Origin of the sequence: Streptomyces sp. NPDC001634 (genome assembly GCF_040298185.1) — a bacterium.
Lineage (GTDB): Bacteria > Actinomycetota > Actinomycetes > Streptomycetales > Streptomycetaceae > Streptomyces.
The window spans coordinates 184,111-210,030 of sequence record NZ_JBEOZU010000003.1; the positions used below are offsets into that span (position 1 = coordinate 184,111).

The 25,920-nt window shown below is 71.5% G+C and carries 20 protein-coding genes, 1 tRNA gene and 1 riboswitch; of the genes, 12 read left to right on the forward strand and 9 right to left on the reverse strand.

Annotated elements, in window-relative coordinates; all coding sequences use genetic code 11:
- Window positions 1-16: 16 nt before the first annotated feature.
- Genes ABT186_RS03355 through ABT186_RS03365 form a run of 3 tightly spaced genes read right to left on the reverse strand, consistent with a single transcriptional unit; the run spans window position 17 to window position 2,232 of the window.
- Entirely contained in the window at window positions 17-823 is an 807-nt protein-coding gene (locus tag ABT186_RS03355) for an acetoacetate decarboxylase family protein (protein WP_351923375.1), read from the reverse strand.
- Window positions 824-833: 10 nt separating this feature from the next.
- Window positions 834-2,042, reverse strand: coding sequence for an NAD(P)/FAD-dependent oxidoreductase (locus ABT186_RS03360; RefSeq protein ID WP_351228324.1), 1,209 nt, complete (start codon window positions 2,040-2,042; stop codon window positions 834-836).
- Between the two features lies 1 nt (window position 2,043).
- Window positions 2,044-2,232, reverse strand: a complete 189-nt coding sequence (locus tag ABT186_RS03365) for a ferredoxin (RefSeq protein ID WP_351228326.1) — start codon at window positions 2,230-2,232, stop codon at window positions 2,044-2,046.
- A 356-nt stretch (window positions 2,233-2,588) separates the two neighbouring features.
- Between ABT186_RS03365 and ABT186_RS03370 the strand changes: the two genes are divergently transcribed.
- Together ABT186_RS03370 and ABT186_RS03375 are read left to right on the forward strand one after the other, a co-directional pair.
- Window positions 2,589-3,944 carry a glutamine synthetase family protein gene (locus tag ABT186_RS03370; protein ID WP_351228328.1) on the forward strand — a complete coding sequence of 452 codons (1,356 nt, stop codon included), beginning with the start codon at window positions 2,589-2,591 and terminating at the stop codon, window positions 3,942-3,944.
- A 31-nt stretch (window positions 3,945-3,975) separates the two neighbouring features.
- Window positions 3,976-5,292, forward strand: coding sequence for a cytochrome P450 (locus tag ABT186_RS03375; protein ID WP_351228330.1), 1,317 nt, complete (start codon window positions 3,976-3,978; stop codon window positions 5,290-5,292).
- A gap of 94 nt (window positions 5,293-5,386) precedes the next feature.
- Here the strand turns inward: ABT186_RS03375 and ABT186_RS03380 are convergent, their stop codons facing one another.
- Window positions 5,387-5,524: a hypothetical protein gene (locus tag ABT186_RS03380; RefSeq protein ID WP_351237940.1), complete on the reverse strand. Its 138-nt coding sequence runs from the start codon at window positions 5,522-5,524 to the stop codon at window positions 5,387-5,389.
- A 1-nt stretch (window position 5,525) separates the two neighbouring features.
- Here ABT186_RS03380 and ABT186_RS03385 point away from each other — a divergent pair, with 1 nt between their 5' ends.
- Both ABT186_RS03385 and ABT186_RS03390 read left to right on the forward strand, forming a co-directional pair.
- Entirely contained in the window at window positions 5,526-5,897 is a 372-nt protein-coding gene (locus ABT186_RS03385) for a hypothetical protein (RefSeq protein ID WP_351923377.1), read from the forward strand.
- Window positions 5,898-6,026: 129 nt separating this feature from the next.
- Window positions 6,027-6,164 (forward strand): hypothetical protein, encoded by a 138-nt coding sequence (locus ABT186_RS03390; protein WP_351237938.1) that lies wholly within the window; start codon window positions 6,027-6,029, stop codon window positions 6,162-6,164.
- A 53-nt stretch (window positions 6,165-6,217) separates the two neighbouring features.
- Here ABT186_RS03390 and ABT186_RS03395 read toward each other — a convergent pair whose 3' ends face one another.
- Complete coding sequence (locus ABT186_RS03395) at window positions 6,218-6,595, reverse strand: hypothetical protein (RefSeq protein WP_351237937.1); 378 nt, start codon at window positions 6,593-6,595, stop codon at window positions 6,218-6,220.
- 173 nt (window positions 6,596-6,768) lie between these two features.
- On the opposite strand from ABT186_RS03395, the gene ABT186_RS03400 reads away from it, so the two are divergent.
- Both ABT186_RS03400 and ABT186_RS03405 read left to right on the forward strand, forming a co-directional pair.
- Window positions 6,769-11,190, forward strand: coding sequence for a cation-translocating P-type ATPase (locus ABT186_RS03400; RefSeq protein ID WP_351923379.1), 4,422 nt, complete (start codon window positions 6,769-6,771; stop codon window positions 11,188-11,190).
- Window positions 11,191-11,364: 174 nt separating this feature from the next.
- Window positions 11,365-11,539: riboswitch (cyclic di-AMP (ydaO/yuaA leader) on the forward strand.
- Window positions 11,540-11,546: 7 nt separating this feature from the next.
- Complete coding sequence (locus ABT186_RS03405; protein ID WP_351923381.1) at window positions 11,547-13,244, forward strand: C40 family peptidase; 1,698 nt, start codon at window positions 11,547-11,549, stop codon at window positions 13,242-13,244.
- A gap of 327 nt (window positions 13,245-13,571) precedes the next feature.
- Here the strand turns inward: ABT186_RS03405 and ABT186_RS03410 are convergent, their stop codons facing one another.
- From ABT186_RS03410 to ABT186_RS03420, 3 genes are all read right to left on the reverse strand, one after another.
- Entirely contained in the window at window positions 13,572-14,630 is a 1,059-nt protein-coding gene (locus tag ABT186_RS03410; RefSeq protein WP_351236453.1) for an NAD-dependent epimerase/dehydratase family protein, read from the reverse strand.
- A gap of 118 nt (window positions 14,631-14,748) precedes the next feature.
- On the reverse strand, window positions 14,749-17,061 hold the full coding sequence (locus ABT186_RS03415; RefSeq protein WP_351923382.1) for a hypothetical protein: 2,313 nt from the start codon (window positions 17,059-17,061) through the stop codon (window positions 14,749-14,751).
- Window positions 17,062-17,064: 3 nt separating this feature from the next.
- Window positions 17,065-17,136: transfer RNA gene (locus tag ABT186_RS03420), tRNA-Gln, on the reverse strand.
- A 134-nt stretch (window positions 17,137-17,270) separates the two neighbouring features.
- Here ABT186_RS03420 and ABT186_RS03425 point away from each other — a divergent pair.
- Together ABT186_RS03425 and ABT186_RS03430 are read left to right on the forward strand one after the other, a co-directional pair.
- Window positions 17,271-18,380, forward strand: coding sequence for a PP2C family protein-serine/threonine phosphatase (locus ABT186_RS03425; RefSeq protein WP_502973133.1), 1,110 nt, complete (start codon window positions 17,271-17,273; stop codon window positions 18,378-18,380).
- 165 nt (window positions 18,381-18,545) lie between these two features.
- Entirely contained in the window at window positions 18,546-19,910 is a 1,365-nt protein-coding gene (locus ABT186_RS03430; protein WP_351236459.1) for an FAD-dependent oxidoreductase, read from the forward strand.
- Window positions 19,911-19,959: 49 nt separating this feature from the next.
- Here the strand turns inward: ABT186_RS03430 and ABT186_RS03435 are convergent, their stop codons facing one another.
- A complete protein-coding gene (locus tag ABT186_RS03435; protein ID WP_351923386.1) occupies window positions 19,960-20,730 on the reverse strand; it encodes an NPP1 family protein in 771 nt (256 codons plus the stop codon).
- Window positions 20,731-20,866: 136 nt separating this feature from the next.
- On the opposite strand from ABT186_RS03435, the gene ABT186_RS03440 reads away from it, so the two are divergent.
- The 4 genes from ABT186_RS03440 (at window position 20,867) to ABT186_RS03455 (ending at window position 25,806) form a co-directional block, all read left to right on the forward strand.
- Entirely contained in the window at window positions 20,867-22,591 is a 1,725-nt protein-coding gene (locus ABT186_RS03440; RefSeq protein ID WP_351923388.1) for an ATP-binding cassette domain-containing protein, read from the forward strand.
- A 63-nt stretch (window positions 22,592-22,654) separates the two neighbouring features.
- Window positions 22,655-23,881: a cytochrome P450 gene (locus ABT186_RS03445; protein WP_351237375.1), complete on the forward strand. Its 1,227-nt coding sequence runs from the start codon at window positions 22,655-22,657 to the stop codon at window positions 23,879-23,881.
- A 168-nt stretch (window positions 23,882-24,049) separates the two neighbouring features.
- A complete protein-coding gene (locus ABT186_RS03450; protein WP_351237373.1) occupies window positions 24,050-24,994 on the forward strand; it encodes an ABC transporter ATP-binding protein in 945 nt (314 codons plus the stop codon).
- The gene (locus ABT186_RS03455) at window positions 24,991-25,806 is read left to right on the forward strand and encodes an ABC transporter permease (protein WP_351923390.1); all 816 of its coding nucleotides are present in this window, start codon (window positions 24,991-24,993) and stop codon (window positions 25,804-25,806) included. Before ABT186_RS03450 ends, ABT186_RS03455 begins: the two co-directional genes overlap by 4 nt.
- The last annotated feature ends 114 nt before the right edge of the window (window positions 25,807-25,920 follow it).

The window sequence follows — 25,920 nt, forward strand, 5'->3', positions numbered from 1 at the left end:
TTCAGATTTCGGGGTGTCACTCGGCGCCGGACGTACCGGACTCCAGCAGCCGGCCGCCGTCCCAGACCACACCGACCTGCCGGTAGTACGCCGCGATGGGCTCCCGGATCTTCAGCCGGGCCAACTCCTCGGTAGGCGCCTCGAACAGCTCCAGCTCCGCGTCACCGACCCATGGCTGACCCCCCTCGAAGGAAGCCGCGCCTGACTCGATCAGTTCGTCGAGCGCGAGGCCCTTGCCCTTCTCGATGGACGGCAGCCAGCGGTGGTGGGCCATGGGGTGGCCGTTGACGAACCCGTTCGTCCCGGACGGCTCCCGCAGGGTGACCACGGCCTGGGCCAGGCGCCGGTCGGCGGCGGCCAGGGTGGCGCCGAAACGGGCTCCCGCCTCGATGCGCGGGGCGGGCCCGTAGGGATGCGGCCGCGTCTGTTGGATCGAACCGAGCTTCTTCGGGTAGCCCTGGTGCAGCCCGCGGGCGATCGCGAAGTCCTTGTCGACCCAGATGTAGACGCAGCGGGAGTAGGTCTGGCCCTTGTACTGGCAGCGGACGACCGCGAAGGCCTCCTTGTACTGGGAGCGCACCGGGTCCAGCAGTTCGTCCCCCGAGGCGGAGCAGGACTGCCAGTCGGCCCAGATCAGCGCGACGGCGCCGGGGTCCTCGTCCGCCAACTCCAGCGGCTCGGGCAGGAGTTCACGCACGCGGACGGGATCGGTGCGGTACTCGACGGTGAGCAGATCACCGGAGTAGCGCCACGGCGGGGAGGGGATCAGCGACGAGGAGCCGGTCGCCGTCTTGGGGGTGAAGTAGCCGCGGACGGTGGTCATGGCGGGTTCCTTAGGCGGTGAGGGCGGGCTGCCTGAGCAGTTCGGCGCGGTAGCGGGCCGCGGCGGACGCGACGGCGTGGCCGCCGAGCGCCACGACGCCGACCAGCCGGCCGCCGGTGTGGTAGCCGACAAGCACGTCCCCGTCCGGGTCGCCGTCCAGGACCCGGGTGTCGTCCCGGCCGAGGGCGGGCGCCCCGAAGGACTGGAGCCGGAACTCGTGCTGGTCGCTCCAGAAGGTGGGCAGCGGGGCGAACGGCGCGGCATCGACGTCCGTGCCGTGGAGATGGGCCACGAGGGCCTTCGCGGCGTGTCTGGCGGTGTCCGTCGGGATCGACCAGTGCTCGACCCTGCGGGGTACTCCGTCGTAGCGGGCGTTGGGAAAGCGGGCGACGTCGCCGACCGCCACCACGTACGGGAAGCCGCCGACCCGTAGATGCTCGTCGGTGAGCACCCCGTCCGACAGGTCGAGGCCGTTGCCGTCGAGCCATTCGGTGTTGGCGACCGAGCCGACCGACTCCACCACCACGTCGGCGGGCACCACGGTTGCGTCGTCGAGCACGACGCCCGTGACGCGGTCCTCGCCCTCGAAGCCGGACACGCCCGTGCCGAGTGCGAAGCGCACCCCGCGTTCCTCGTGGCGTCTGAGCAGTGCGCCGGCGAGCAGGTCGCCGAGCGGCCCCACCATGGGCAGGGGCAGCGGGTCGACGACGGTGACCTCGGCGGCCCCGAGCGCGACGGCGGTGGCGGCGACCTCGCAGCCGATGAACCCGGCACCCACGACGACCACGCGTACGCCCGGCCGGGTCAGCTCCTCGCGCAGGCCCTGCGCGTCGGCGATGGTGCGGACCGTGTGACGGCCGGCGAGGGGTCCGGCGCAGCGCAGTCGGCGCGGGCGCATGCCGGTGGCGACGACCAGACCGTCGAAGGCCAGCTCCTCGCCGTCCTCGAGTACGACTACGCGGTCCGCCGGCCGGGCCGACGCGACCGTCGTGCCCAGGCGCCACTCCACGTCGGCCGCGGACGCCTTCGGCGTGAAGGCCAGTGACGCGAAGGGCGCCCTGCCCGCCAGGACCTCCTTGGACAGCGGGGGCCTGTTGTACGGCATGTGCGGCTCGTCCCCGACCACGGTGACGGTGCCGGTCCAGCCCGCCGCGCGTACCTGCTCGGCGGCTCGCAGGCCCCCCATGGAGGCGCCTGCGACGACGATGCGGGCGCCCACGTCAGCCCTCGATCCGGATGGCCTGCAGCGGACAGACGTCCGCGGCCTCCTCGACCTCGTCGCGCAGGGCGTCGTCCGGGTCGGAGTCGTACACCAGGTGCCCGTCGCCGTCCATCGAGAAGACGTCGGGGGCCGCGAAGACGCACTGGCCGTGGTCCTGGCACTTGTTCATGTCGACGACGACCTTCATGGCCGGTCCTCCTGAGGGGTGAGGGCGTCGGAACGAGGCAACGGGGGTGAGAGGGGCCCGGCCGCCGTCGGACGGGCCCCTCGGCCAAAGGGGTGCGAGGATCCACACCCCCAACTCGTTTGGCTTCAAACAACATAGGAACCCGGCCGGGCGCTGGTCAATAGCTGTCCAGGTGGATAAATTTTTGGGGCCGCCCCCTTGCGGGCTCGCAACACCCGTTCATATCGTTCGGGCTCAAACGAATAGCCCGGGACCGACGGCCTCCTCCCTCCCCGCACCGGGCTCCCGTCTTTTCACGCGCCCGCCCCCGAGCCTCAAAAGCCAGGGGCCCCCACCATCCGCCCAAGGAGACATCGGTGAGCGCTCAGGACACCCCAGACATCCGCCGGCACATCGAGCGGCTCTCCGCCGAGGGCATCGACGTGGTCCGGGTGATCTACCCCGACCTGATCGGCACCGACCGCGCCCGCGACGTCCTGCTCGGCCATCTCCCCTCGGCCTGCGCGCACGGTCTGGCCTTCTGCAAGGCCGTGTACCACACCAGCCCGCAGGGCGACGTGGTCCCCGTCGCCGGAGGACTCGACGCCGGGCTGCCCGACATCACCGTACGGCCGGACCTGGACACACTGGCGGCACTGCCGTGGGAGCCCGGCGTCGCCTCCTGTCTGGGCGAGGTCACCGACCCGGCGACCGGCGGGGTGGCCGTCGAGTCGCCCCGCGATCTGCTGCGGGCCGTCCTGGCCCGGTGCGCCGAGCACGGCCTGCGCCCCGTCGTCGGCCCCGAGCTGGAGTACTTCCTGCTGGAGCCCGCCCCCGGCACGGCCACCGGCTGGCGGCGCGCCCCGGAGACCGTCGGCGCCGTCTACACCGCCGGGCTGCGCGCCGACCCGGGCAACCACCTGCTGCGCACCCTGCGGCAACTGCGCGACCTGGGCCTCGGTGTCGTCACCGGCAACCACGAGTTCGACGGCGGACAGTACGAGATCAATCTGACGCACTCCGACGCCCTGGACGCCGCCGACCGTGCCTTCCGCTTCAAGGCCGCCGTCAAGGAACTGGCCCGCAGGGAGGGCAACCTGGCCACCTTCATGGCCAAGCCCTTCGGCGACGCGGGCGGCTCAGGCTTCCACCTTCACCTGTCCTGCAACGACGCCGAAGGCCGCAACGCCTTCGACGACCCCGCCGGTGCGTACGGACTGTCCGCCACCGCCCGGCACGGCCTCGCGGGCATCCTCGCCCACGCCCCCGCCCTCGCGGCACTGGCCAACCCGACCGTCAACTCCTACAAGCGCTTCGGGCCCGACACCCTTGCCCCCTGGCTGATCGACTGGGGCCTCGACAACCGCAGCGCCATGGTCCGCATCCCACCGGAACGCGGCTCGGGCACCCGCCTGGAACTCCGCCTCGGCGACGCCAGCGCCAACCCCTACCTGCTGATCGCCGGAACCGTCGCCGCCGCGCTGCTCGGCGTCCGGGCGGGGGAGGAACCCCCGGCCCCGCTGGAGGGCTACGGCTACGACACCGCCCGCTCGGCCGTCCTGCCCATGAACCTGCCCGCCGCGCTCGACGCGCTGGAGGCGGACACCGCCCTGACCGAGCTCCTCGGCAAGGACTTCACCACGTCCTTCCTCTCCTACAAGCGCGACGAGGTCGAACGCTTCGGGCGGCACGTCACCGACTGGGAGTTCACCGAGTACGCCTACCACCTCTGAACCCCGAAGCCTCGCCCAGGAGACCACACCCATGACCAGCCGCACCGTCCCGGCCACCCCCGCCACCAGCGCCGACCTGCGCGCCGCCCTCGACGAGCCCCTCCCGCTCGACCAGGTGGACCTGGCGGACCTCGACAACTTCGCCGACGGCATCAAGCCCTGGCGCATGTTCCACACCCTGCGCCACGAGGACCCGGTGCACTGGCAGCCCGAACAGGCGCCCAACTCCGGCTTCTGGGCGGTCACCCGCCATTCCGACATCGCCCGCGTCGACCGCGACGCGGAGACGTTCACCTCGACGAAGTTCGTCAACCTCGAAGAAGTCGACGACGACCAGATCAAGAAGCGCGCCTCCATCCTGGAGATGGACGGTGTCCGGCACCGCGCGCTGCGCAGTGTGATCCAGCGGCAGTTCGGCGCGGGCGTCATCAACAGCTACGGCGACTTCCTGCGCGGCCTGACCGCCAAGACCCTGAACGCGGCCCTGGCCAAGGGCACCTTCGACTTCGTCAAGGAGGTGTCCGCCGACTTCCCCATCAATGTGCTGGCCCGCCTCCTCGACGTGCCGCCGGAGGACAACCAGCAGCTCATCGACTGGGGCAACCGGATCATCGGCAACACCGACCCCGACTACGCCGACGTCCTCCTGCACAGCGCGGAGAGCGAGAAGTACCGCGACCTGCCCTTCCGCTCCCCCGCCTCCATCGAGGTCTTCGAGTACGGCCGTGAACTCGCCCGGCAGCGCCGCGGCAAGGACGGCACCGATCTCGTCTCCAGGCTCGTCAACGAGACCCCGCGCGACGGCGTCCCGCTCTCGCCTCAGGACTTCGACAACTACTTCCTGCTGCTCGTGGTCGCGGGGAACGAGACCACCCGCCACACCATCTCCCACTCCATGCTGGCCCTCCTGCAGCACCCCGAGCAGCTCGCCCGGCTCAAGGACGACCCCTCCCTCATCCCCACCGCGGTCGAGGAGTTCCTGCGCTGGGCCTCCCCCGTCTACCACTTCCGCCGCACCGCCACCCGCGACGTCGAACTCGGCGGCAAGCGGATCAAGGAGGGCGACAAGGTCGTCATGTGGTTCGCCTCCGGCAACCGCGACGAGGAGGTCTTCGGCAATCCGTACGACTTCGACGTCAGCCGGCAGAACAACGACCATGTCACCTTCGGCAAGGGCAGCCCCCATCTGTGCCTCGGCAACCTGCTGGCCCGCACCGAGATCCGCATCATGTTCGAGGAGCTGATCCCGCGCATCGCGGACATCCGTCTGGCCGGCGACGTCCCGCGCGTCCGCTCCAACTTCGTCAACGGCATCAAGAAGCTGCCGGTCGAGGTCACCCTGGCCTGACCTTCCCGCCCCGCGGCCGGCCGCGGGGCGGGGACTCGGGGAGCGGCCGGCCGCGGTTTGGTGCCCGTCACCGGCTGCCCGCCCGGTCGCCGCCTCATGTGCCTGCACGAGGAGATGGCTCATGCCGTTCGGCCCCGTAGAGGGCGGCGATCTCCGCCGCCGTACGGCCGAGTTCCTCGCGCGGCTCCGGGGGCGAGACGACTTCCACGGTCGTACCGAAGGCGGCCCGCATCGTGAATGAACATCAGCAGCGTGCTCGGCTCACCGTGGAGCAGGGCGCCCGGCTGCCGGTACGGATGGCCTGGCTCCCGTACGACGGACCCACCGGGACCTCTGTGTGCGCCGACGGCACCGAGGAAGGAATGCCCCTGCCCTGGCGGCGAGCCCGGTCTCAACAGCGCGGAGGAGCGGCGCGCCGGCTACCGGACGCGCTGCGTTCCGGACTGGAGTTCAGCGCGGTCTTCGCCGGTACGGACATGGTGGGTCGGGCCGGTTCCTCAGTCGTCGTCGAGATGGTCCCGCAGTGCCTGGGAACGCGAGGGGTGGCGGAGACGGCCCTCGTCATGCGCGAGGTGGAGCAGCTCGCCTACGAACCGAACCGCTGAAGAGAATCTGGTTACCTGCTGTTCACCCAAGCGACGTCAGAAGTACGCCTGCAGGGCACCCAATACGGAAGTAGGCGCCTCATTGTCGGATATCGGACACCCGCATCCGAGCAGAGAAGGTCAACCAACATGGGCCAGATTCTTGTAGCCGTGGCCACGAAGATCGGCATCGCGCTCGCCGAGGCGATCATCCTGCGTCTCGTGTGGGAGCTGTGGGCCGCGTTCTCACGCTACCTGAGCCCGGCACCCGCGCCGACCGCGGCCTGACGCGCCGGCGCCCGGCAGCACCACCGCTGCCGCGCGCCGTCGATCGGGTCGTGTCAGGCGTTCTTCCCGGTCGCGCCACGGGCCTCGCCGTTGTGTTCGGCCGACGCCTCGGTGCCGCCGCCGCGCGCTCTGGTGCTGCGCACCAGCCAGGTGGCTCCGCCGACGGCCAGGGCGACCGGCCATTCCAGAGCCCCCGCCACCGCCAGTGCCCCAAGACCTCCGTAGAACACGAGATCCTTGGCCGGCGGCCGGCCGGGCAGCAGTGCGGTCGCCGCTTTGGCCGTGCTCGTCACGTCGCTCCTGGTGAGGTACGGAATCGGCACCGGTGGGTGCAGCGTACGCGTGTGCAGGTGCAGGCCCGCGCCCTCGTACTCGTGGATCTCGGTCCGCGCCGCTTCTCGCTCCTGTGTGGTGCCCGCTGTTCTGGCCATCCCCCAGTCCTCCTTTCACGGAGTCGGTGTGGTGTCCTCTTCAATTCTCGCGCGCTTCACCTGTGTGTGTCCTGTGACCCGATTGAAGCCGCTGTTTCGTGGCTACTCGGGTGAAATCGGCTACTCGTGCAACCAGAGGTGAGTGCCCGACCGCCGGGAGCGGGTGATGCGTTGTGGCACTGCCGGGAGGCGAACTGCTGCGAACCGTCGTGTCATCCGCCGGCGCTGCGCTGCGGGACGGAAAGCGACAACGCGTACGGCACTTCGAAGGACGCGCACACGTCGCCGTACGGGGTCTGCGCGAAGGTGACCTGCCCTTCGCCGCCGCGACGAAGCTCACCGAGGACGTGGAGCGACGGCTTGCCGACCTGCCCGGGGTGACCTGGGCCGTGGCGAACACGGTGCTCGGACACGTCGTCGTCGGCACCGAGGGCCCCTCCGACGCCGAGGAGATCGTGTCGGCCCTGATCGAGGCGGTCGAGGCGGTGGAGGAGGCCCACGGCGTCGAGGTCCCGCTGCCCGATCATCCCCTCTCCGGCGGGGCGGTCCGGCGGGCGTGCGCGGCCATGGCCGCGCACGTGGCGGCCGCCCCCTTGGCCGCCGTGGCCGGCCTGACCGGCCACCCACCACTCCCGGCCTCGGTCGCCGCGCTCGCCCCGTTCGTCGACTCCCATCCCCGGCTGCGGCGTCTGGTGGACCTGGCGGTCGGCGCCGACAACGCCGGGCTGCTCATGGCCGGACTCACGGCCCTGGGCCAAGCGGGCTCCGGAGGTCTCATCGGCGTCGGCGTGGACACCATTCGGCACGCCCTGCGCTTGGTGGAGGCGCATGCGGAGGCTGCCGCCTGGGCAGCGGCCGAGCCGCGCCTCACCGGCAGCGCCGCAGCCGCGGCCCACCACGCGGCACCCCCCGCACCGCCCCGCGAGACACCGCTCGCACAAGGACCGGTCGAGCGGTACGCCGACCGGGCGCCCCTCGTGGCGGCGGTCTCCTTCGCCGGATCGCTCCTGGTCACCCGGCGTCCCACAAGGGCCGTCGGCGGTGCGCTGGCGGCGATCCCCAAGGCACCGCTGCTGGCCCGCGAAGGCTTTGCCTGCGCCTTCTGCCATGGGCTGGCCCGCAGCGGCGTCGTGGTGGCCGAGCCCGACGCGCTGCGCAGGCTGGACCGGATCGGGACCGTGCTCCTCGACACGGACGTCCTGTCCACCGGATCCCATCTCCTGGCCGATCTGATCGCCCTCGACGAGGACGCGCCCGTGGGAGAGCTCGCCGCGAGGGCCCACCGGCTGTTCGACGGTTCCGCACCCGAGAGACTGCACCGGGAGGACGAGTGGGCGCTGGGGCCCGTCGAACGACTGCAGTTGCAGGGACGCACCGGGACACGGGCCCGGGAGCGGCTGCGGCAGGACGGCGCGCGGCTCGTGCTCGGTCTGGCGCACGGACGGCGCCTGCTCGCCGTGATCAGTGTGATGCCGCAGATGCACGACGCGGCCGGTGCCTTCGTCCCCGCCGCCCATGCCGCCGGACTGACCGTCGTGGCCGTGGGTGCACACACCTCCGACCCGGCCGTCCGGGAGGCCGACGCGGTGCGTGACACGGGCGACGGGCTGCTCGGCTCCGTACGGGACCTGCAGCACGACGGCGACGGCGTCCTGCTGATCTCCCGGGACCGTTCCGCGCTCGGGGCGGCGGACGTGGGGGTGGGCATCGCCGAACCGGAGGGGACGCCCGCCTGGGGTGCGGATCTGTACGTGGACGCCGATCCGGCCGCGGCCGTCGTCATCGTGCAGGCGTGCGGCAACGCACGGGAGAGTGCGCGCCGCGGAGTGCGGCTCGCCCAGGCTTCCGCCGCCGTCGGTACGACTGCGGCGCTGGCCGGACGGGCGCGGCGGCCCTCGGCGCGCGGCGTGGCCGCGTTCAACGCGGCGGCCGCCCTCGGCACCGCCGCCGGTGTCTGGTCCGCGGTACGACTGCTGCGGCGCCCCCTGCCCGTGACCGCCGCGTCCCGCCACCCCTGGCATGCGATGGACCCGGCCACCGTGCTCGCCAGGACCAGGAGCAGAGAGGGCGGACTGACGAACGAGGAGGCGCGGGCACGGAGCACCGCCACCGTCGAGCAGGCTCCAACATCGTCGCTCGGCCACGCCTACCTCACCGAGATGGCAAACCCGCTCACGCCCGTCCTCGGCGCCGGAGCGGCCATGTCCGCGTCGGTGGGCGCAGTCCTCGACGCCGTCGTCATCATGGCCGTCACCGCGCTGTCCGGACTCTTCGGCGGCGTGCAGCGCTTCCGGACCGACCGGGCGGTGGCCCTCCTGCGGCGCGAGTCGGCCGTCATGGCGAAGGTGGTACGGGACGGGGCGGAGACCACGCTCCCCGCCCAGAACCTGGACGTGGGCGACGTGGTGAAGCTGAACGCCGGTGACGTCGTACCGGCCGACAGCCGGCTGCTGGAGGCGCATCATGTGGAGGCCGACGAGTCGGCACTCACCGGCGAGTCGCTGCCGGTGGCCAAGGACGTCGCGCCCGTGCTGGCGTCGGAGCTCGCGGACCGTACGTCCATGGTCTACGAGGGCACCACCGTCGCGGCCGGACGTGGCCGCGCGGTCGTCGTCGCGACCGGCACCGCGACCGAGGCCAGCCGGGCCGCGACGGTCGGTCGCGGCGCCGCCCCCGCCGTCGGGGTGGAGCGCAGGCTGGCCCGGATCACCCGCAGCACCCTGCCGGTGGCCCTTGGTTCGGCCGCGGCGGTGATGGCGGCCGGCACGCTGCGCGGGCGCCCGGCCCGGGACACCGTCGGCGCGGGTGTCGGGCTGGCCGTGGCCAGTGTTCCCGAAGGGCTGCCGTTCCTGGTCTCGGCGGCCCAACTCGCCTCCGCCAGAAGGCTTTCCGCACGGGGTGCCCTGGTCAGGGATCCCCGGACGATCGAGGCGGCCGGCCGCACGGACGTCCTGTGCTTCGACAAGACCGGAACCCTCACCCACGGCCGTATCTCCCTCGTTGCCGTCGCGGCCGACGGCAACAGCCGACCCCTCGAAGCACTCGGGGACGAGCAGCGCGCGGTACTCGGCGCGGCGCTGCGGGCGACACCGCGCCCGCACGGCGAAAAGCGGCTCGCACACGCCACCGACGGGGCCGTCACGGACGGTGCCGCGGAGGCGGGCGTGCGCCGTACGACGGGCGCGCCCGGCTGGCGGCGCATCTCCGGCCTGCCGTTCGAGCCGAGCCGCGGCTTCCACGCCACCCTGGGCCACTGCGAAGGTATCCGGATCCTGTCGGTGAAGGGGGCGCCGGAGGAGGTCGTCGAGCGTTGTTCCGGACGCGGCGGCCGGCCGCTGGCCGCGGAGGGCCGCGCAGACATCCTCGACGCCGGGGAGAAACTGGCGGCCGAGGGCCATCGCATCCTCGCGGTCGCCGAACTGCGGGACGCCGCCGACGAGGAGCTCACCGACGAGACCGTGCGGGGGCTCCACTTCCTCGGCTTCCTCGCGTTCGCCGACCGTGTGCGCGGCACCGCCGTCGACGCGGTGCGCCAACTCGCGGACGCGGGAGTGCACATCGTGATGATCACCGGGGACCACCCGGGCACCGCCGGCAAGACGGCCGCCGAACTCGGCGTCCTGGACGGCAGGCGGGTGGTGACCGGTGCCGAACTCGACGACCTGGACGACCGCGCGCTCGACGCGCTGCTGCCCGACGTCGGTGTCGTCGCGCGCGGAACCCCCGTGCACAAGGTCCGCGTCGTGCAGGCGTTCCAACGCCTTGGCCGTACGGTCGCGATGACCGGCGACGGCGCCAACGACGCGCCCGCGATCCGCCTCGCGGACATCGGCATAGCGTTCGGCAAGCGGGCCACCCCGGCGGCGCGGGCGGCGGCCGACCTCGTCGTCACGGACAACCGGCTGGAGACGATACTCGCCGCACTCGTGGAGGGCCGCGCCATGTGGGCCTCGGTACGGCAGGCGCTGGCGATCCTCGTCGGCGGCAATCTCGGAGAGATCGCCTTCACCCTCCTCGGAGCGGCCGCCACCGGATCCTCACCCCTGACGGCACGTCAGCTCCTGCTGGTCAACCTCTTCACGGACCTCGCACCGGCCATGGCCGTCGCCCTGCGCCCGCCCCATCCCGAGGCCGCCGAACGCATGCTCCACGAGGGCCCCGAGGTCTCGCTCGGCACGGCCCTGACCGACGAGACCGTGTGCCGCGCGGTGGCCACCACCCTGGGCGCCACGTCCGGCTGGCTCGCCGCACGGTTCACCGGCCGTGCCACCCGCGCCCGTACCGTCGCCCTGGTCGCGCTCGTGGGCGCGCAGCTCGGCCAGACGCTGCTGGCCGGGGGCCGGAGCGGAGCGATCATCGCCTCCTCGCTGGGCTCCCTGGCCGCTCTGGCGGCCGTCGTCCAGACCCCGTTCCTCAGCCAGTTCTTCGGCTGCACACCCCTCGGCCCCATCGCCTGGGGCATCGCCCTGTCCGCCGCGGCCATGGGGACGCTGAGTTCGCTGTTCCTCCCGGCACTGATCGCCGGCGTCCGCCCCGCCTTCGCCGCGTCATCGGCCGTGAATCCCGTCAACGGACCGCAGCCCGGCGAACACTGACCAAGAGTCGGGCCACGGCAGCAACAAGCCGTGGGGGACGTCAAGATGGGGGCGGCAAGGCGAAAGTCACAATTACGTATCGGACATTCCGCGCTTCAATCTTCACGTGAGGCACACAAATTGGTTAGGTTGGCGTCAGGCCGCAAGACTCCCTCCGGCGAACCTCGCCGGGTCGCGCGGCCTCCGCCGAATCCGGTGCACGACAACTGCACACCCGAGCCGGGGACCCAACCGACCACGGGGTGAATCGGCCCAACTGCCGGACAGGCAGGGGCCGTAGGGCACACCTTCCGGTAACCGCTCGCCCGAACCCGACAGCTGACCCGGCAGGCGGAGCACGGAAGGAGTACGTCCCCATGGCGCCGGAGCAGACCCCGCTCCCCGGAGGCAGCCTCCCCGGCATGCGCAACTCCCGCTTCTCGGGGGACGACGGGGCGAGCCGAGAAGAGGTCCAGCAGCGGATCCGCAACCTCTACGACCGGGCCGAGGACGACAGCGGGACCTACAACGCGACCCGCGTGGCAAACGCAGGCCCGCGTAATCGTGTCACCACCGGCGTCAACATGGAGCGTCGGCGCGCCGATCCCGCCCTCGACGAGGTCGCCAGGCAGTGGTTCGAGGGGGCCCGCAGGAAGCTGGGGCCCACCGTTCCGGCCGCGCTGCCCGCCGACAGAATGCCCGACAGAGTCGACTTGGACCGGCTCGCTCCCCCGGCGAGGCGGCCGGGGAACGAACTCACCGCTGGTGAGCTCAGGACGACGGACCGCCCCCTCCCGGAGCTGACCGCCGGACCGGCCACGGGAACGACCACCGGTGCTCTGGCTGAACTGACCGCCGGGCCCGGGACGGCCTCCAGGCCGCCTGCGGAACTGACAGCCGGCCCCGTGGCCGCGTTGCCGGCCGCCCCTCGGACACGGCCGGAGACCAACCTGGCCCTGCCTGCGCCGGCCGGCGAGTCGCGGCCGTCCAGGTTGAGCACCTCCAAGGAGCAGAACCAGCGGAAGCTCGCCGCGGCCCGGGAGCTGCTGTCCCGGCATGTCGCCCGGATCAGCACGGCACCGGCGGCGATCGAGTCCCGCGCCGTCGAGGACGCCTGGCGCACGTCGGAGGGACAGGCTTTCGGCCTGGGCGACACCGGATGGCAGTCGCAGCAGCCTGCCGCGTTCGGCACGGCCCCGTCGGGCATGTCCGTCGACGCGGGCGCCGCCTTCTCCACGGGGACTTCGCTGCCCACTGCCGCGATGTTCCCCACCGCGGCCCCTTACCCTACGGAGTTGCCCGTCGCCAGCGGGACTTCGCTCCCCGCAGCGGCCCCCTTCCCGACCGAGGCGCCCGTCGCCACCGGGACGCCCTTCCCCACCGCGGCTTTCTTCCCCGCCGAGGCGCCCCTGCCCATCACGGTCCCCTACCCGACCGAGGCACCCGTCGCCACCGGGACGCCGCTCCCCGCCCCGGCTCTCTTCCCGACCGAGGCGCCCGCTGCCGGGACGCCCCTCCCCACCACGGCTCTCTTCCCGACCGAGGCGCCCGCTGCCGGGACGCCCCTCCCCACCACGGCTCCCTTCCCCGCCGAGGCGCCCATCGCCACCGGAGCCCCCCTCCCCACCGGTACCTCCCTCCCGACGGTCCCTCCCGTCCCCACCGAAGCGTTCATCGGCGTCGGCGGTGTGCCGGAGACGGGATACGGCGCCAAGGCCTCGAAGGCTTCCAAGGCACTCGCCTTCGCTCGTGAACAGATCGGCAAACCGTGCGTCTGGGGCGCTGCCGGGCCCGGCTCCTACGACGCCTCCGGTCTCACGCAGGCCGCCTGGAAGGCCGCAGGAGTGGCCCTCCCGCGCGGTGCGCAGGATCAGGCGCGTACCGGCACGCCCATCCCCCTCACCGATATCCAGCCCGGCGACCTGGTCTTCTTCTACGACGACGACCGCCACGTCGGCCTGTGCACCGGCAACGGCATGATGATCCACGCGCCGAGCCCGGGGGCGTACATACGCGAGGAGTCACTCTTCTTCGCCGGGAGCGCGGCCATCCACAGCGCGGCACGGCCCGCGTGAATCCGTCCGCCTTGTCCACGGCTCGCTATCGTCGGCAGTGACGATCATGCCGCGTACGGGGGCGAGCCGTGCGAGGTGCGCGGCGGCGGTGGCGGTGGCCCGGCCTTCGGGTGAGGCGAACCCGGCGTGCAGCTCGTCCAGTGTGTCCCAGTCCAGCCCGGCGACCAGGTAGTAGTAGGGGGATGTGGACCTCGCGGTAGTGCCGGTCGAATTCCCCGGGGTCGGCTGGAGCCAACCCAGCTCACCCCTCGGTACGGCTCGAAGTCCACGCGCACACCATGGCGTACGGGCTGTCGGTCGCAGGACGGCGGGGTTGCGGTCGCCCGATCAGTTCGCTGCCCGTTGCTGTCGCCATGTCTCGTAGTGGTCCAGGAGGGTCTCCTCGACCGGGCGGTAGGTGATGCCCAGTTCGTGCACGCTCCTGCTGTTGTCGACCCGGAACCGGATGCCGAGGTGTTTGCGGATGTAGTCCTGGGTCAGACCGAAGGCCGGGCCCAGGACGCGTACCGGCCAGTGCGGGAGGGCGGTGCGGGGCAGTCGGAGGTCACGCGGGTAACGGGTGCGGATGATGCGTGACATCTCGTGGAAGGAGGTCATCGTCTCCGCCGCGACGATGTAACGGCCCTTCGCCACAGGGTTCTCCGCCGCCGCGATGTGTGCGTCGGCCACGTCCCGCACGTCGCATGTGGTGAAGCTGAAGTCCGGCGCGCCGTAGAAGAAGTAGCCCTTGAACAACTCGTCGAGCAGGAACAGGCTGCCGGACTCCGACGCGGGGGTCAGGGAAGGCCCGAGGATCAGCCCGGGGTTGACGGACACCATGCGCCACCGGTCCTGGGCCGCCTCCGCCGCCCATGCCTCGCGTTCCGCGAGCGTCTTGGCGTAGTGGTAGGGGTTGTTCTCCACCGTGCTCGTGGTGTTGAAGTACTTCTCGGACAGTATCTCGTCGTCCATGCCCTTGACGTCGATGTAGTCGCCGAAGACCGCGCCCACGGTGGAGGTGAAGACCAGCCTGTCCACGGTCGGGGTGCGATCCATGCTCGTCAGCACATTGCGTGTCCCGCGCAGCGCCGGGTCGACCATGTCCCTGTGGCCGTCCTTGATCTTCTCGGGCATGAGGAACGGCGACGCCACGTGGAAGACGACACGGCAGTCGCTCATCGCCTCGTCGAAGGAGCCCTCGGTGAGCAAGTCCGCCTCGAACAGGGCCAGTCGGCCGGGAAACGCCTCCTGCATCTCGCGCAACGGCCGTACCTTGGCTGTGTTCGCGGCGCTGCGCACGGTGGTGTGCACCCGGTAGTCCCGCTCCAGCAGCCGCCGGACCAGATGGCTCCCGACGAACCCGCTGCCGCCGGTCACCAGAACGGTCGTTGCCCCGCCGTCGCCCACGCTGTCACTCCCCGGTCCCGCCCCCGATGTGTCGGACGGCGGAACGATACGCGCCCCGGGGCCGGGTCGGGCATGGTGCGGACGAACGGGAACTGCGGGCTGCCCGAACGGCCGTGCCTCAGGCGGCAGGCATCGGATCAGCTCGCAGCCAATGACCGTCCGTGCTCCAGCCGAGAAGGCGCCGGCCCGTGCCCTCGTCCACCGCGCCGCCCGCCGCGACCTGCCGCAGGCCCGCGAGCGCCGGCGCCAGCCTGGCCGCCACATGGGCGGGGTGGCGGCCGGCCTCCTCGGTCAGCCAGTCCAGGGTGCGCGCCTGCTCCCGAGGAGTGCACAGGGACAGGTGGAACACCATCTGCCGCCATGCATACGCCACGTCCTTGATCGTGCCCAGCGGACGGGGATTGGCGTGCACCCGGGCCGTGAGCCGGCACGCGGTGACGAAGCAGCGGCGGGCCAGGTCCTCCCATCCCGTGGCCGGGTTGATGCCGACCCGGTGGACCAGCGTGGCCAGGTTGTGCGTGGTGAGGATCTGGGCCTGCTCGATCACCGTGCCGTTGGACGCCACGGACCAGGAGGACCGCGCCCCGGACGGGGAGACGCCCGCCCGCTCGGCGCACAGTTTCGCGAAGCCCGGGGAGGTCCTGGCACCGTAGGACCGTGTCTGCGCCTCTCCGGCCTCGACGATCGCCAGATTGCGGACGGCCGCGTAGTCGATGCCGTAGTACCGCTCGTAGAGCGTGCCGCCACCGAGCAGTTCCGCCGCGACCCGCGCCGCGGCGAGGAACTTCGGGCTGAACGTGCCCATGAAGATGTCCGCGGCCAGCTCCTCCACCAGCGGCGCGCCGAGCTCCGCCTGCCGGGCGAGGACGGTCAGTTCCCGGACGAGCGGATTGGGCAGGATCGTGCCCGGGAACGCCTGCACGGCCAGCTCGCCCAGTTGCCGCAGGGCGTTTGCAGACGCCTCGTCCGTCTCTGCGTCCGCGCGCTGGGAGGCCACAGCCCGCACCCAGGGCAGCTCTTCCACCCGTACCTGCCGCTCCAGATCGAGCAGGAGCAGCGAGCGGCGGTTGCGGAAGGCCCGGTAGTTCGCTGCCATCAGGGTCCGCAACGCCTCGTCCGGGTACAGCTGCGCGGTGGTGACGGCGACCAGCTGCGGTACGAGTTCCGCCAGCACCTCCGCGGAGGGCACGACGCCCCGCTCCACGAGGGTGCCGATGGCAGCGCTCAGCGCGCCCTCGACGGCCTGGCGGACGGCGGGCGGGATCACCGCCCCGGCGGGCAGTCCGGTCTCCTCTGCCTCCGCAGCGCTCACGGGGGCGACGAGCGGTGCGATCTCGGCCGCGCCCACGTTCTGCGGAAGACCGGACAGACGGCGCAGCACCAGCTGGGCCAGCGCGTGGTGGGAGGGAAGCGCACTCTGGGCCGCCTGCTGTCGGCGCAGTGCCGTGTGCCGCTCGGACCCGGGCAGACCACGCCGCTCCACCATGGACGCGACGGCGTGCCGCAGCAGCCCGAGCCGGCGCGCGTCCAACGGCCGCCCGGCGACGGTCTTCTCCAGCGCCTCCCGCAGAATCGCGAGGTTCTCCTTGGGGTTCCGGTGCTTCGTGCAGTACGTGTGCTCTGCCGCGAGCCTCGTGTAGCGGCGCAGCAGCCGAGCGCCCCGCTCGTGCCAGCCGTCGTCCGGGGTGCGCGCCAGTACCCGGCCGTCCTCAGTCGTCTGAAGCCAGTGGACGAGCAGGTCGTCGCCGAACGGCTGCCAGACCGCGAGCGCCTCCCGCTGTGTCTCCACGGCCTTGTCGGGTCGCCGCCGTGCCAGCATCTCGCCGGCCTCGGCGACGGTACGCCGGTGCACGGCCGTGGCGTCCGGCGCGGGCCCGACGGAGGGACGGGGTGTGAACCGCAGACGCCCGGCGAACGGCTCCAGTTCCCGGACGAGGTCCAGCGCCGCGTCGACGTTTCCCGCACGCGCCAGCCAGGCCACGGTGAGCAGCGCGGCCTCTTCGGGAACGGTCACCTCGTACCGCCCGCTGTCCAGCAGCCCGGACAGCCGGTCGAGACCGTCCTCGGTGTGCCAGTACGCGAACAGCGCCCGTCGGTCCTCGCTCGCCCCGGCCCGGCGCGCCGCCTCCGCTTCGTACTCCAGCAGCGGTCCTCCGGCGCTCGCCGCCCCGGTGGCGAACCCGCCCCGGACCACCTCGGGCGTCACCCAGGCCGGCAGCCCGGCCACCGGCGTACGCGATCCGACAGCAAGGCGCCCGCCGGCCATTCCGGCGAGCACGGCCCGCCACTGGCGCCCGCGATCCTCCGCCCGGCGCCGGGTCCCGGGGTCCTCGTGTGTGAGCGCGGTGGTGACGGCCTTGGCCAGCTGGGCCAGCGCGTAGGGGGAGCCTCCGCTGCCCATGAGGTGCTGCTTGTCAGCGTCGTCGTTCATAAGCCGACGTGGCGGGTTCTGCCCCCGCGCCCTCCGGGTCCAGAGCCCGGTGCTCTACTGCTGAGCTACACGCCGATGAGCCGACGCTAGACGGCGCGGGGTCGGCCCTACAACCGGTTATCGCTCGCCGCTTCTCCGTGGTTTCCCGTCGCCCGGGCGCCTCTCGGCGCCGACATGCGGCGGGCGGCTTCGCGTAGGAGCGTGGGGGTGTGCGAAGCATGCCTGCCCCACGGCCCCGCCGGGAAGGAGAACGACGGAGCTGGCTGCGCGGGGCGCCGCCCCCGCGATGGGTGCGCATCCTGCCCGCGGCCCTGACGGTGGCGGTGATCGTCGCCACCCTGGTCAGCCCCGATCCGCTCGACATCGGATTCCTGCTCGGCGCGATACCGCCCCTGGCCGTGCTCTCCTACGGGCCCGTGGCGACCGCCCTCCTCGGTGCCGTCGTCATCGTCCTGCAGCACGCCCACGCCTTCCGCCTGGACCACCCCGGCAACACCGACACGCTCACCATCAGCTTCGTCGCCCTGCTGAGTGTGTTCGTGTCGTATGTGCGCAGCCGCCGCGACGCCCAGCTCGACTTCGAACGCACCGTCGCCGAAGCGGCCCAGCACGCCGTCGTCCCCCCGCTTCCGGAGCATGTCGGGCCGGTCCACTGCGCCGGCCTGTACCGCGCCGCACAGCGCGGGACGATCGTCGGCGGCGACTTCTTCGATGTGCGTGAGAGTCCCTTCGGAGTACGGGCGCTCATGGGCGACGTACAAGGCCACGGACTGTCGGCCGTCGCGACCGTGGCCTCGCTGCTCGGCACCTTCCGGGAAGCCGTGCTCGACCAGCCGGACCTGCCGGCCCTCGCGGCCCGCCTCGACCGCAGACTCGTGGTGGACTCGTCGGAGGCCGAGAACTCCGAACTGTTCGCGACCGTGGCGCTGCTCGAGTTCACCCCGGACGCCCGCACGGTGCGGATCATCGCCTGCGGCAGTCCGCCGCCCGTGCTGCTCCAGGACGGCAAGGCCACGGAGGTCCGGGTCACACCGGGTACGCCCCTGGGGCTCGGCCTGTGCCGGGAGGGTGCGTACGACGAGGTCGCCCGGCCTCTTCAGCGTGGCGACCGGCTGTTTCTGGCCTCCGACGGCATCTGGGAGGCCCGGGACTCCTCGGGCGCGTTCTACCCCCTGCTCGACCGGCTGCCTCATCTGACCGCGGACGGTCTCGACACCACGAACGAGCATGTCTGGACGGATCTGGTACGTCACTGCGGCACCATTCGCGACGATGTCACGATGCTCCTGCTCGTCCCCGAGCTTCGGGGCGACGGGTGAGTGGGCCTGCTCATAAGGCGAGCTACGACTGGGTTATAAGGCGGGCTGCGACCGGTCATAAGGCGGGCTTATGAGGTCATAGATGAGACCCGCGTACCAGGTAAGGTTTGCCTTAGTTTAAAGTTCCGTTCGAGCCGCCTGTCACCGCTCGAAGGGAACCTGATCATGCCCCGCCCCCTGCGGGTAGCCATCGTCGGAGCCGGCCCCGCCGGGATCTACGCCGCCGACGCACTGCTGAAGTCCGAGGTGGCCGCCGAGCCCGGTGTGTCCATCGACATCTTCGAGCGGATGCCGGCACCGTTCGGCCTCATCCGTTACGGCGTCGCGCCCGACCATCCGCGGATCAAGGGCATCATCACAGCCCTCCACCAGGTGCTCGACAAGCCGCAGATCCGCCTGTTCGGCAACGTCGACTACCCGTCCGACATCAGTCTGGACGATCTGCGCACGTTCTACGACGCCGTGATCTTCTCCACGGGCGCAACGGCCGACCGGGCCCTTGACATACCCGGCATCGACCTCGACGGCTCCTACGGCGCGGCGGACTTCGTCTCCTGGTACGACGGACACCCGGACGTGCCCCGCACCTGGCCGCTGGAGGCGGAGAAGGTCGCCGTTCTCGGCGTCGGCAACGTCGCTCTCGACGTGGCCCGCATCCTGGCCAAGACGGCGGACGAGCTGCTGCCCACCGAGATACCGCCGAACGTCTACGCCGACCTCAAGGCCAACAAGGCCCTGGAGATCCATGTCTTCGGCCGCCGGGGTCCGGCGCAGGCGAAGTTCAGCCCGATGGAGCTGCGGGAGCTGGACCACTCCCCCAGCATCGAGGTCATCGTCGATCCCGAGGACATCGACTACGACGAGGGCTCGATCGCGACCCGGCGCGGCAACAAGCAGGCCGACATGGTCGCCAAGACGCTGGAGAACTGGGCCATCCGGGACGTCGGCGACCGGCCGCACAAGCTGTTCCTGCACTTCTTCGAGTCGCCGGCCGAGGTCCTCGGCGAGGACGGGAAGGTCGTCGGCCTGCGCACCGAGCGCACGGCCCTCGACGGCTCGGGCAACGTCAAGGGCACCGGTACATTCCGGGACTGGGACGTCACCGCGGTCTACCGCGCCGTCGGCTACCTGTCCGACGAACTGCCCAAGCTGCCCTGGGACATCGAGTCGGGAACCGTGCCGGACGAGGGCGGACGGGTCATCGAGGAAAGCGGTGAGCACCTGCAGTCCACGTATGTGACGGGCTGGATCCGCCGCGGCCCCGTGGGCCTGATCGGCCACACCAAGGGCGACGCCAACGAGACGGTGGCCAACCTGCTGGACGACCACGCGAACGGCCGTCTCCACACGCCCGCATCCCCCGCGCCCGAGGCCGTGGACGCGTTCCTCACCGAGCGGAACGTCCGCTTCACCACCTGGGACGGCTGGTACCGCCTCGACGCCGCGGAGAAGGCGCTCGGCGAACCGCAGGGCCGTGAGCGTGTGAAGATCGTCGAGCGTGAGGACATGCTCAGGGCGAGCGGCGCGTAGCCCTGCCTGCGCCGCCGACACCCGTGGTGACGGGTGCCGGCGGCGGTCGTCAGGCGTTCGGGTCGAATGCGATGCCGGACGGCTCGGCCTTCTCCAGATGGGAGTTGAAGCTGCCGTCCTTCAGTCCGAAGTGGGCGCTGCCGAAGTCGGCCTGGCTCAGTTTGCCGCGCAGTCCCGCGGGATAGCCGTTCCAGCCGACCAGCGCGGGGAACTGCCAGGTGTGGTAGTGGTTCTCCGGCGGCTCGTCTTTGCCATTGGCGGGGCGGAAGCAGTGCGTGCCGATCCCGTCCTTGTGGTACACGATCTTGGGGTGGGTTCCGTCCCAGCGGATCTGGTCACGGCTGTAGATGTTGAAGTTGCCGTGGGCGGACGTGGAGACGTACTGGGCCTGGTTGTTCTGCACCCACACGACCACATGCTCCCAGTCGTGCCGGTGTCCGCCGAGGCTGATGCCGGGCAGCGCCTGGTCCTTCTCGAAGTACAGACCATAAATGATGGCGCACCAGCCGTTGTTGCACTTGTAACGGGAGTAGCCGTTGGTGTTGTCGAGGTCCGAGGCGTCGTGGCAGTTGCCGTTGAGCGCCCCCGTCGGCTTGAGGCCGCCGTTGAGGGTTCCGTCGGGGCCGATGGCGGGGGTCGGGTAACAGCCGTCCGTGTCGTAGTCGTAGGCCGGCTGGAACGTCTGCTCCAGACCGTCCGCGTTCGCGGGCAGGGCTCGGGGCGGGGCGGCCAGCGCGACGCCCGGGAAGGCGACGACCAGTGCGAGGGCACTGCCCAGGACGAGCGACACTCTGCGGATGCGCGGGGACTTCGGCTTCAACTGCGCTCTCCTCATCGACAGCGTGGAGGGTTGAGCAGCAAGATTGGCATGTGCAGTTCAATCCAGCCAGACGCTGCACCGAACTGTCGCTTTCCAACAGGGCCCCGGCGACGGCCCGCCCTGGCATGCTGCCTCCATGCCCACCCCCATGCGCCCACGCCCCGCCGCCCCCGCACCGATACCCTCCTCGGGGCGGGTCGACGGTCTGCGTATCCAGGCGCGCCATGTGGACCAGGACGTGCGTGGCGCGGGACGCGTGCTGCGGGACGTGTCCTTCGATGCCGACCCGGGCCGGCTCACCGTGATCGTCGGCAGCAGTGGGGCGGGCAAGAGCGTGCTGCTGCAGACGCTCGCCGGGCTGCGTGCGCCTGCCGAAGGGACGGTGGTGCACGACGGTGTGCCACCGGGGCGGCCGGGACCCCGCTTCGGATTCGTGCCGCAGGACGACATCATCCACCGCGAACTGCCGTTGCGGCGGACCTTGTTGTACGCGGCGGGACTGCGGCTGATGCCCGCCGCACCGGCCCGGGAGGCCGACGGACGCGTGGACCTCGTACTGAACGCGCTCGGGCTGACCGACCGGGCCGGCACGCCTGTGGGCGCCCTCAGCGGCGGAGAGCGCAAACGGGCCAGTATCGCGGCCGAGTTGCTCACCCGGCCCCGGGTCCTCTTCCTGGACGAGCCGACCTCGGGACTGGATCCGGTGACCGCCGCCGGTCTGCTGGGCACGCTGCGCGCGCTCGCCGAGGAGGGCACCACCGTCGTGCTGACCACGCACGCCCTCGCCGATCTGCCCCGCTGCGACCGGATCGTCTTTCTCTCCCCCGGTGGTGAGCTCGCCTTCACCGGCGAACCGGAGGCCCTGTGCGGGGCGTTCGGCGTCGGCACGGTCGAGGAGGTGTACGAGGCCGTGGCCGGTGGCCGACGTGCGCGGGACGCGGAACCGCCGAGCGCTGCCGACGCTCCGGACGCCTCGGCCGAGCCCGTCGTGACCCCCTCGTGGCCGCGGCCCGGTGCCGTGCGTCAGTGGCTGCTGCTGACCCGCCGGGGCAGCGCCCTGTTGTGGCGGGGCCGGCTCACCGCCGCCGTGCTGGCCGGTTCGCCGGTGATGATCGTGGCGATGTTCGCGGTGCTCTTCCGGTCGGGTGCGTTCGACCCGGCGTCCCCCGATCCGGGTACCACCGCGATGATCATGTTCTGGATCGCGTTCAGCGCGTTCTTCTTCGGGCTGACCTACGGACTGCTCCAGATCTGCACGGAGCTTCCCGTGCTGCGCCGGGAGTGGATCGCCGGCGTGCGGATCGGCCCGTACCTGGCGTCCAAGCTCACCACGATGCTGCCGCTGCTGGCGGTCGCGGACGGGCTTCTGCTGGTCGTGCTGCGCGCCCTGGACCGGCTGCCGGCGGCAGCCTGGGGGGTGTACGGCTCACTGTTCGCCTCCAGTGTCCTTGCCTCGGCGGCCGCCCTCGCACTGGGTCTGCTCGCCTCGGCCGCGGTGACCGAACCGGGGCAGGCGACGCTGATGCTGCCGTTGCTGTGCTTTCCGCAGGTGCTGTTCTCGGGGGCGTTCGTGCCGGTGCCGCGGATGCCGGTGGGGGGCCGGGCCCTCAGCTGGGCCATGACCAACCGCTGGGCGTTCGAGGCTCTGGGCAGCGGGGTCGGCCTGGATCCACTGTGGCGCAGGGACGCCTCTGCGCTGGGGCCCGGGCTGCTGCGCTCGTACGGCGGCACCTTCGCGCATCCGGCGAGCCGCGGCTGGTCGGTCCTCGCCGGGTTCGCGCTCCTCTTCCTCGCCGTCACCTGGGCCGTCCTCGCCCGCAAGTGCCGGGACGGGGCCGCCGGGAGCCGCGCGAAAGGCTGAGGTGCACTCCGGCCGGAGCAGTCCCGCGCGACAGGCGGCCGTGCGCGTACGAGGGTGGAGTGCATGACCGAGGAGATCACCGCGCTGACCGGCCGGGAACCGCCACCGGTACGGGACTGGATCTCGCACGAGCTGGACGGGACGGTCTTCGACCCGTTTCTCGCGGAACTGATGCGCGAAGGCCCGCTGACGCGTATCCGCCTTCCCCACGGAGAGGGCTGGGCGTGGCTGGCGACGCGTCATGACGACGTCAAGAGGATCACGAACGATCCGCGGTTCAGCCGGGCGGAGGTGGTCGACCGTCAGGTGACCCGGCTCGCCCCGCACTTCAAGCCCCGGCCCGGCTCGCTCGCCTTCGCCGACCAGCCGGACCACAACCGGCTGCGCAGCACGGTGGCGGGCGCGTTCACCATGGGGGCGATGAAACGGCTGCGCCCGCGCGCGCAGGAGATCCTCGACGGCCTGATGAAGGAGGTGGTGCGGGAGGGTCCGCCCGCCGACCTCATCGAGCGCGTCCTCGAACCGTTTCCGATCTCCGTGGTGAGCGAGGTCATGGGGGTGCCCGCGGCCGACCGGGAACAGGTGCACGCCTGGACCAGGCAGATCATCTCCACCTCGGGCGGAGCCGAGGCCGCTGAACGTGCCAAGCAGGGCATGTACGGATGGATCACGGAGACGATCCGGGCGCGCAGCGGCAGCGCCGGTGATGACGTCCTGTCCCTGCTGGGGGCAGCGGTGGGCCGGGGCGAGATCAGCGAGGAGGAGGCGGTCGGTCTCGCGGGCCCGCTGCAGATCGGCGGGGAGGCTGTCACCCACAACTGCGGACAGATGCTGTTCCTGTTGCTCACCCGCCCCGAACTGCTCGAACGGCTGCGTGCCCGGCCCGATTTGTGGGATGCCGCACTCGACGAACTGCTGCGCTGGATCCCGCACCGCACCGCGGTCGGTCTGGCGCGCATCGCGCTCGAGGACGTCGACCTGCACGGGCTGCGCATCCAGGCAGGCGATCCCGTCTACGTCTCCTATCTGGCCGCCAACCGCGACCCGGACGTCTACCCCGACCCCGACGGCATCGTTGTGGACCGTGACCCCAACCCGCATCTCGCGTTCGGCAACGGACCCCACTACTGCACCGGGGCCCTACTCGCCCGGCTGCAGATCGAACTCCTCCTGCACACACTGCTCGACCGCCTGCCGGGACTGCGCCTCGCCGTCCCCGCCGAGCGCGTGCCCTGGCGCCGGCAGACGATGATCCGCGGTCCGCAGGCACTGCCCGCCACCTGGGGGTGACGCCGTGCGGGCGTACATCACCGGGTGTACGCCCATTCAGCCCCCAGGTGCAGGGAGCACCCCGGAAACGTCGCTCCACGGGCTGTCGATTCGGGTACGAGCGGGTCCTAGCGTGAAGCGCGTCCGGCTGCACACGGACTCCGGTTTCCCTTTCTACGAGGACACTTCATGATCGAGGCCCATTCCCTCACCAAACGCTACGGTGAGCGCATCGCCGTGGAAGATCTCAGTTTCACCGTGCGTCCCGGCACCGTGACCGGGTTCCTCGGACCGAACGGGGCCGGCAAGTCCACCACCATGAGGATGCTCCTCGGCCTGGACGCGCCCACCTCCGGCCGTGCCGTGGTCAACGGCAAGAACTACGCCGAGCACCGGGCGCCGCTGCACGAGGTGGGGGCGATGCTGGAGGCCCGGGCCATCCACACCGGGCGCAGCGCGTACAACCATCTGCTGGCCCTCGCCGCGACCCACGGGATCTCCGCGCGCCGGGTGAACGAGGTGATCGACCTCGTCGGGCTGCGCGCCGTGGCGAAAAAGCGGGTCGGCGGCTTCTCGCTGGGCATGGGGCAGCGGCTGGGCATCGCCAGTGCGCTGCTGGGCGACCCGGCGACCGTGATCCTCGACGAGCCGGTCAACGGCCTCGACCCCGAGGGGATCCTCTGGATCCGCAATCTGCTCAAGGGGCTCGCCGCCGAGGGACGTACGGTCCTGGTGTCGTCGCACCTCATGTCGGAGATGGCGCTGACCGCCGAGCACCTGATCGTGATCGGGCGCGGGCGGCTGATCGCGGACACGTCGGTGGCCGAGTTCACCGCACAGGCCGCCGGGGATCTGGTGCGAGTCCGCACCGAGGAGGCGGAGAAGCTGCGCGGCCTGCTGGCCGGCCCGGACGTGACCATCACCTCGCAGGAGCCGGGTGTGCTGTCCGTGACCGGGCTCAGCAGCGAGCGGATCGGGCGGATCGCGGCCGACAACGACGTCGCACTGGCCGAACTGACGCCGCAGCAGGCGTCGCTGGAAGAGGCGTTCATGGAGCTGACCCGGGACGCGGTGGAGTACCAGGCACCGGCGGCGCAGCTCGTCGGCGCGGGCGGGGAAGGGCGTGCGGCATGACGACGGCAACGGTGATTCCCGAGGCGGAGCGGGGCGAGGTCACACAACTGCGGGTGATCCACTCCGAATGGATCAAGCTGCGGTCGCTGAGGTCCACGCTGTTCACGCTGCTCGCCGCGGTCGTCGCGATGATCGGTCTGGGCTTCCTGTTCAGCTACTTCACCGCCGACCGCTGGTCGCACCTGCCGCCGGAGGAGCGGCTGAACTTCGACCCCACTCTGGTCAGTCTGCGCGGCTTCTATCTGGCCCAGCTGGCCGTCGGCGTCCTGGGTGTCCTGGTGATCAGCGGTGAGTACGCGACCGGAATGATCCGCGCCTCGTTGTCCGCGGTACCGCGCCGCCTTCCCGTGCTCTGGGCCAAGGCCCTGGTGTTCGCGGCGGTGGCGTGGGCGCTGATGACGATCGCCTCGCTGGTCGCGTTCCTCGTGGGGCAGGCCGCCCTGTCGAGCCATCATCTGGGGACGTCGCTGAGCGCCCCGGGCGTACTGCGCGCCGTGCTCGGCGCCGGTCTGTATCTGACGGTCGTGGGCCTGGTCGGGGTGGCGTTCGGCGCGCTGATCCGCAACACGGCGGGCGGCATCGCCACCGTCTTCGGTGTGCTGCTGGTGCTTCCGGTGCTCGCCGAGGCGCTGCCGTCGTCGTGGTTCGACGCGATCAACAAGTACCTGCCGAGCACGGCGGGGCAGGGCCTCATCCACATCCACCAGGAGCCGCATACCCTGGCGCCATGGACCGGATTCGCGGTGTTCTGCCTGTACGCGCTGGTGGCGCTGGCCGGTGCCGGGGTGGCGCTCAAGCGACGGGACGCCTGATGGCGTCCGTCGGCCGGAGCGTCCTCCCCGTCGCGGGCGGTCGCCGGGTACGTGGATGACGTACGCACCGCCCGCCGCCCTGCGGCGCAGCTCGGAGTCGTGGCGCGCCCTCGC

Excerpts from the sequence above, each read along its gene's own strand:
- ABT186_RS03355 (WP_351923375.1), bottom strand. The coding sequence starts at position 823 with ATGACCACCGTCCGCGGCTACTTCACCCCCAAGACGGCGACCGGCTCC.
- ABT186_RS03365 (WP_351228326.1), bottom strand. The coding sequence starts at position 2,232 with ATGAAGGTCGTCGTCGACATGAACAAGTGCCAGGACCACGGCCAGTGC.
- ABT186_RS03375 (WP_351228330.1), top strand. The coding sequence starts at position 3,976 with ATGACCAGCCGCACCGTCCCGGCCACCCCCGCCACCAGCGCCGACCTG.
- ABT186_RS03380 (WP_351237940.1), bottom strand. The coding sequence starts at position 5,524 with ATGCGGGCCGCCTTCGGTACGACCGTGGAAGTCGTCTCGCCCCCGGAG.
- ABT186_RS03390 (WP_351237938.1), top strand. The coding sequence starts at position 6,027 with ATGGGCCAGATTCTTGTAGCCGTGGCCACGAAGATCGGCATCGCGCTC.
- ABT186_RS03395 (WP_351237937.1), bottom strand. The coding sequence starts at position 6,595 with ATGGCCAGAACAGCGGGCACCACACAGGAGCGAGAAGCGGCGCGGACC.
- ABT186_RS03405 (WP_351923381.1), top strand. The coding sequence starts at position 11,547 with ATGGCGCCGGAGCAGACCCCGCTCCCCGGAGGCAGCCTCCCCGGCATG.
- ABT186_RS03415 (WP_351923382.1), bottom strand. The coding sequence starts at position 17,061 with ATGAACGACGACGCTGACAAGCAGCACCTCATGGGCAGCGGAGGCTCC.
- ABT186_RS03430 (WP_351236459.1), top strand. The coding sequence starts at position 18,546 with ATGCCCCGCCCCCTGCGGGTAGCCATCGTCGGAGCCGGCCCCGCCGGG.
- ABT186_RS03440 (WP_351923388.1), top strand. The coding sequence starts at position 20,867 with ATGCCCACCCCCATGCGCCCACGCCCCGCCGCCCCCGCACCGATACCC.
- ABT186_RS03445 (WP_351237375.1), top strand. The coding sequence starts at position 22,655 with ATGACCGAGGAGATCACCGCGCTGACCGGCCGGGAACCGCCACCGGTA.
- ABT186_RS03450 (WP_351237373.1), top strand. The coding sequence starts at position 24,050 with ATGATCGAGGCCCATTCCCTCACCAAACGCTACGGTGAGCGCATCGCC.
- ABT186_RS03455 (WP_351923390.1), top strand. The coding sequence starts at position 24,991 with ATGACGACGGCAACGGTGATTCCCGAGGCGGAGCGGGGCGAGGTCACA.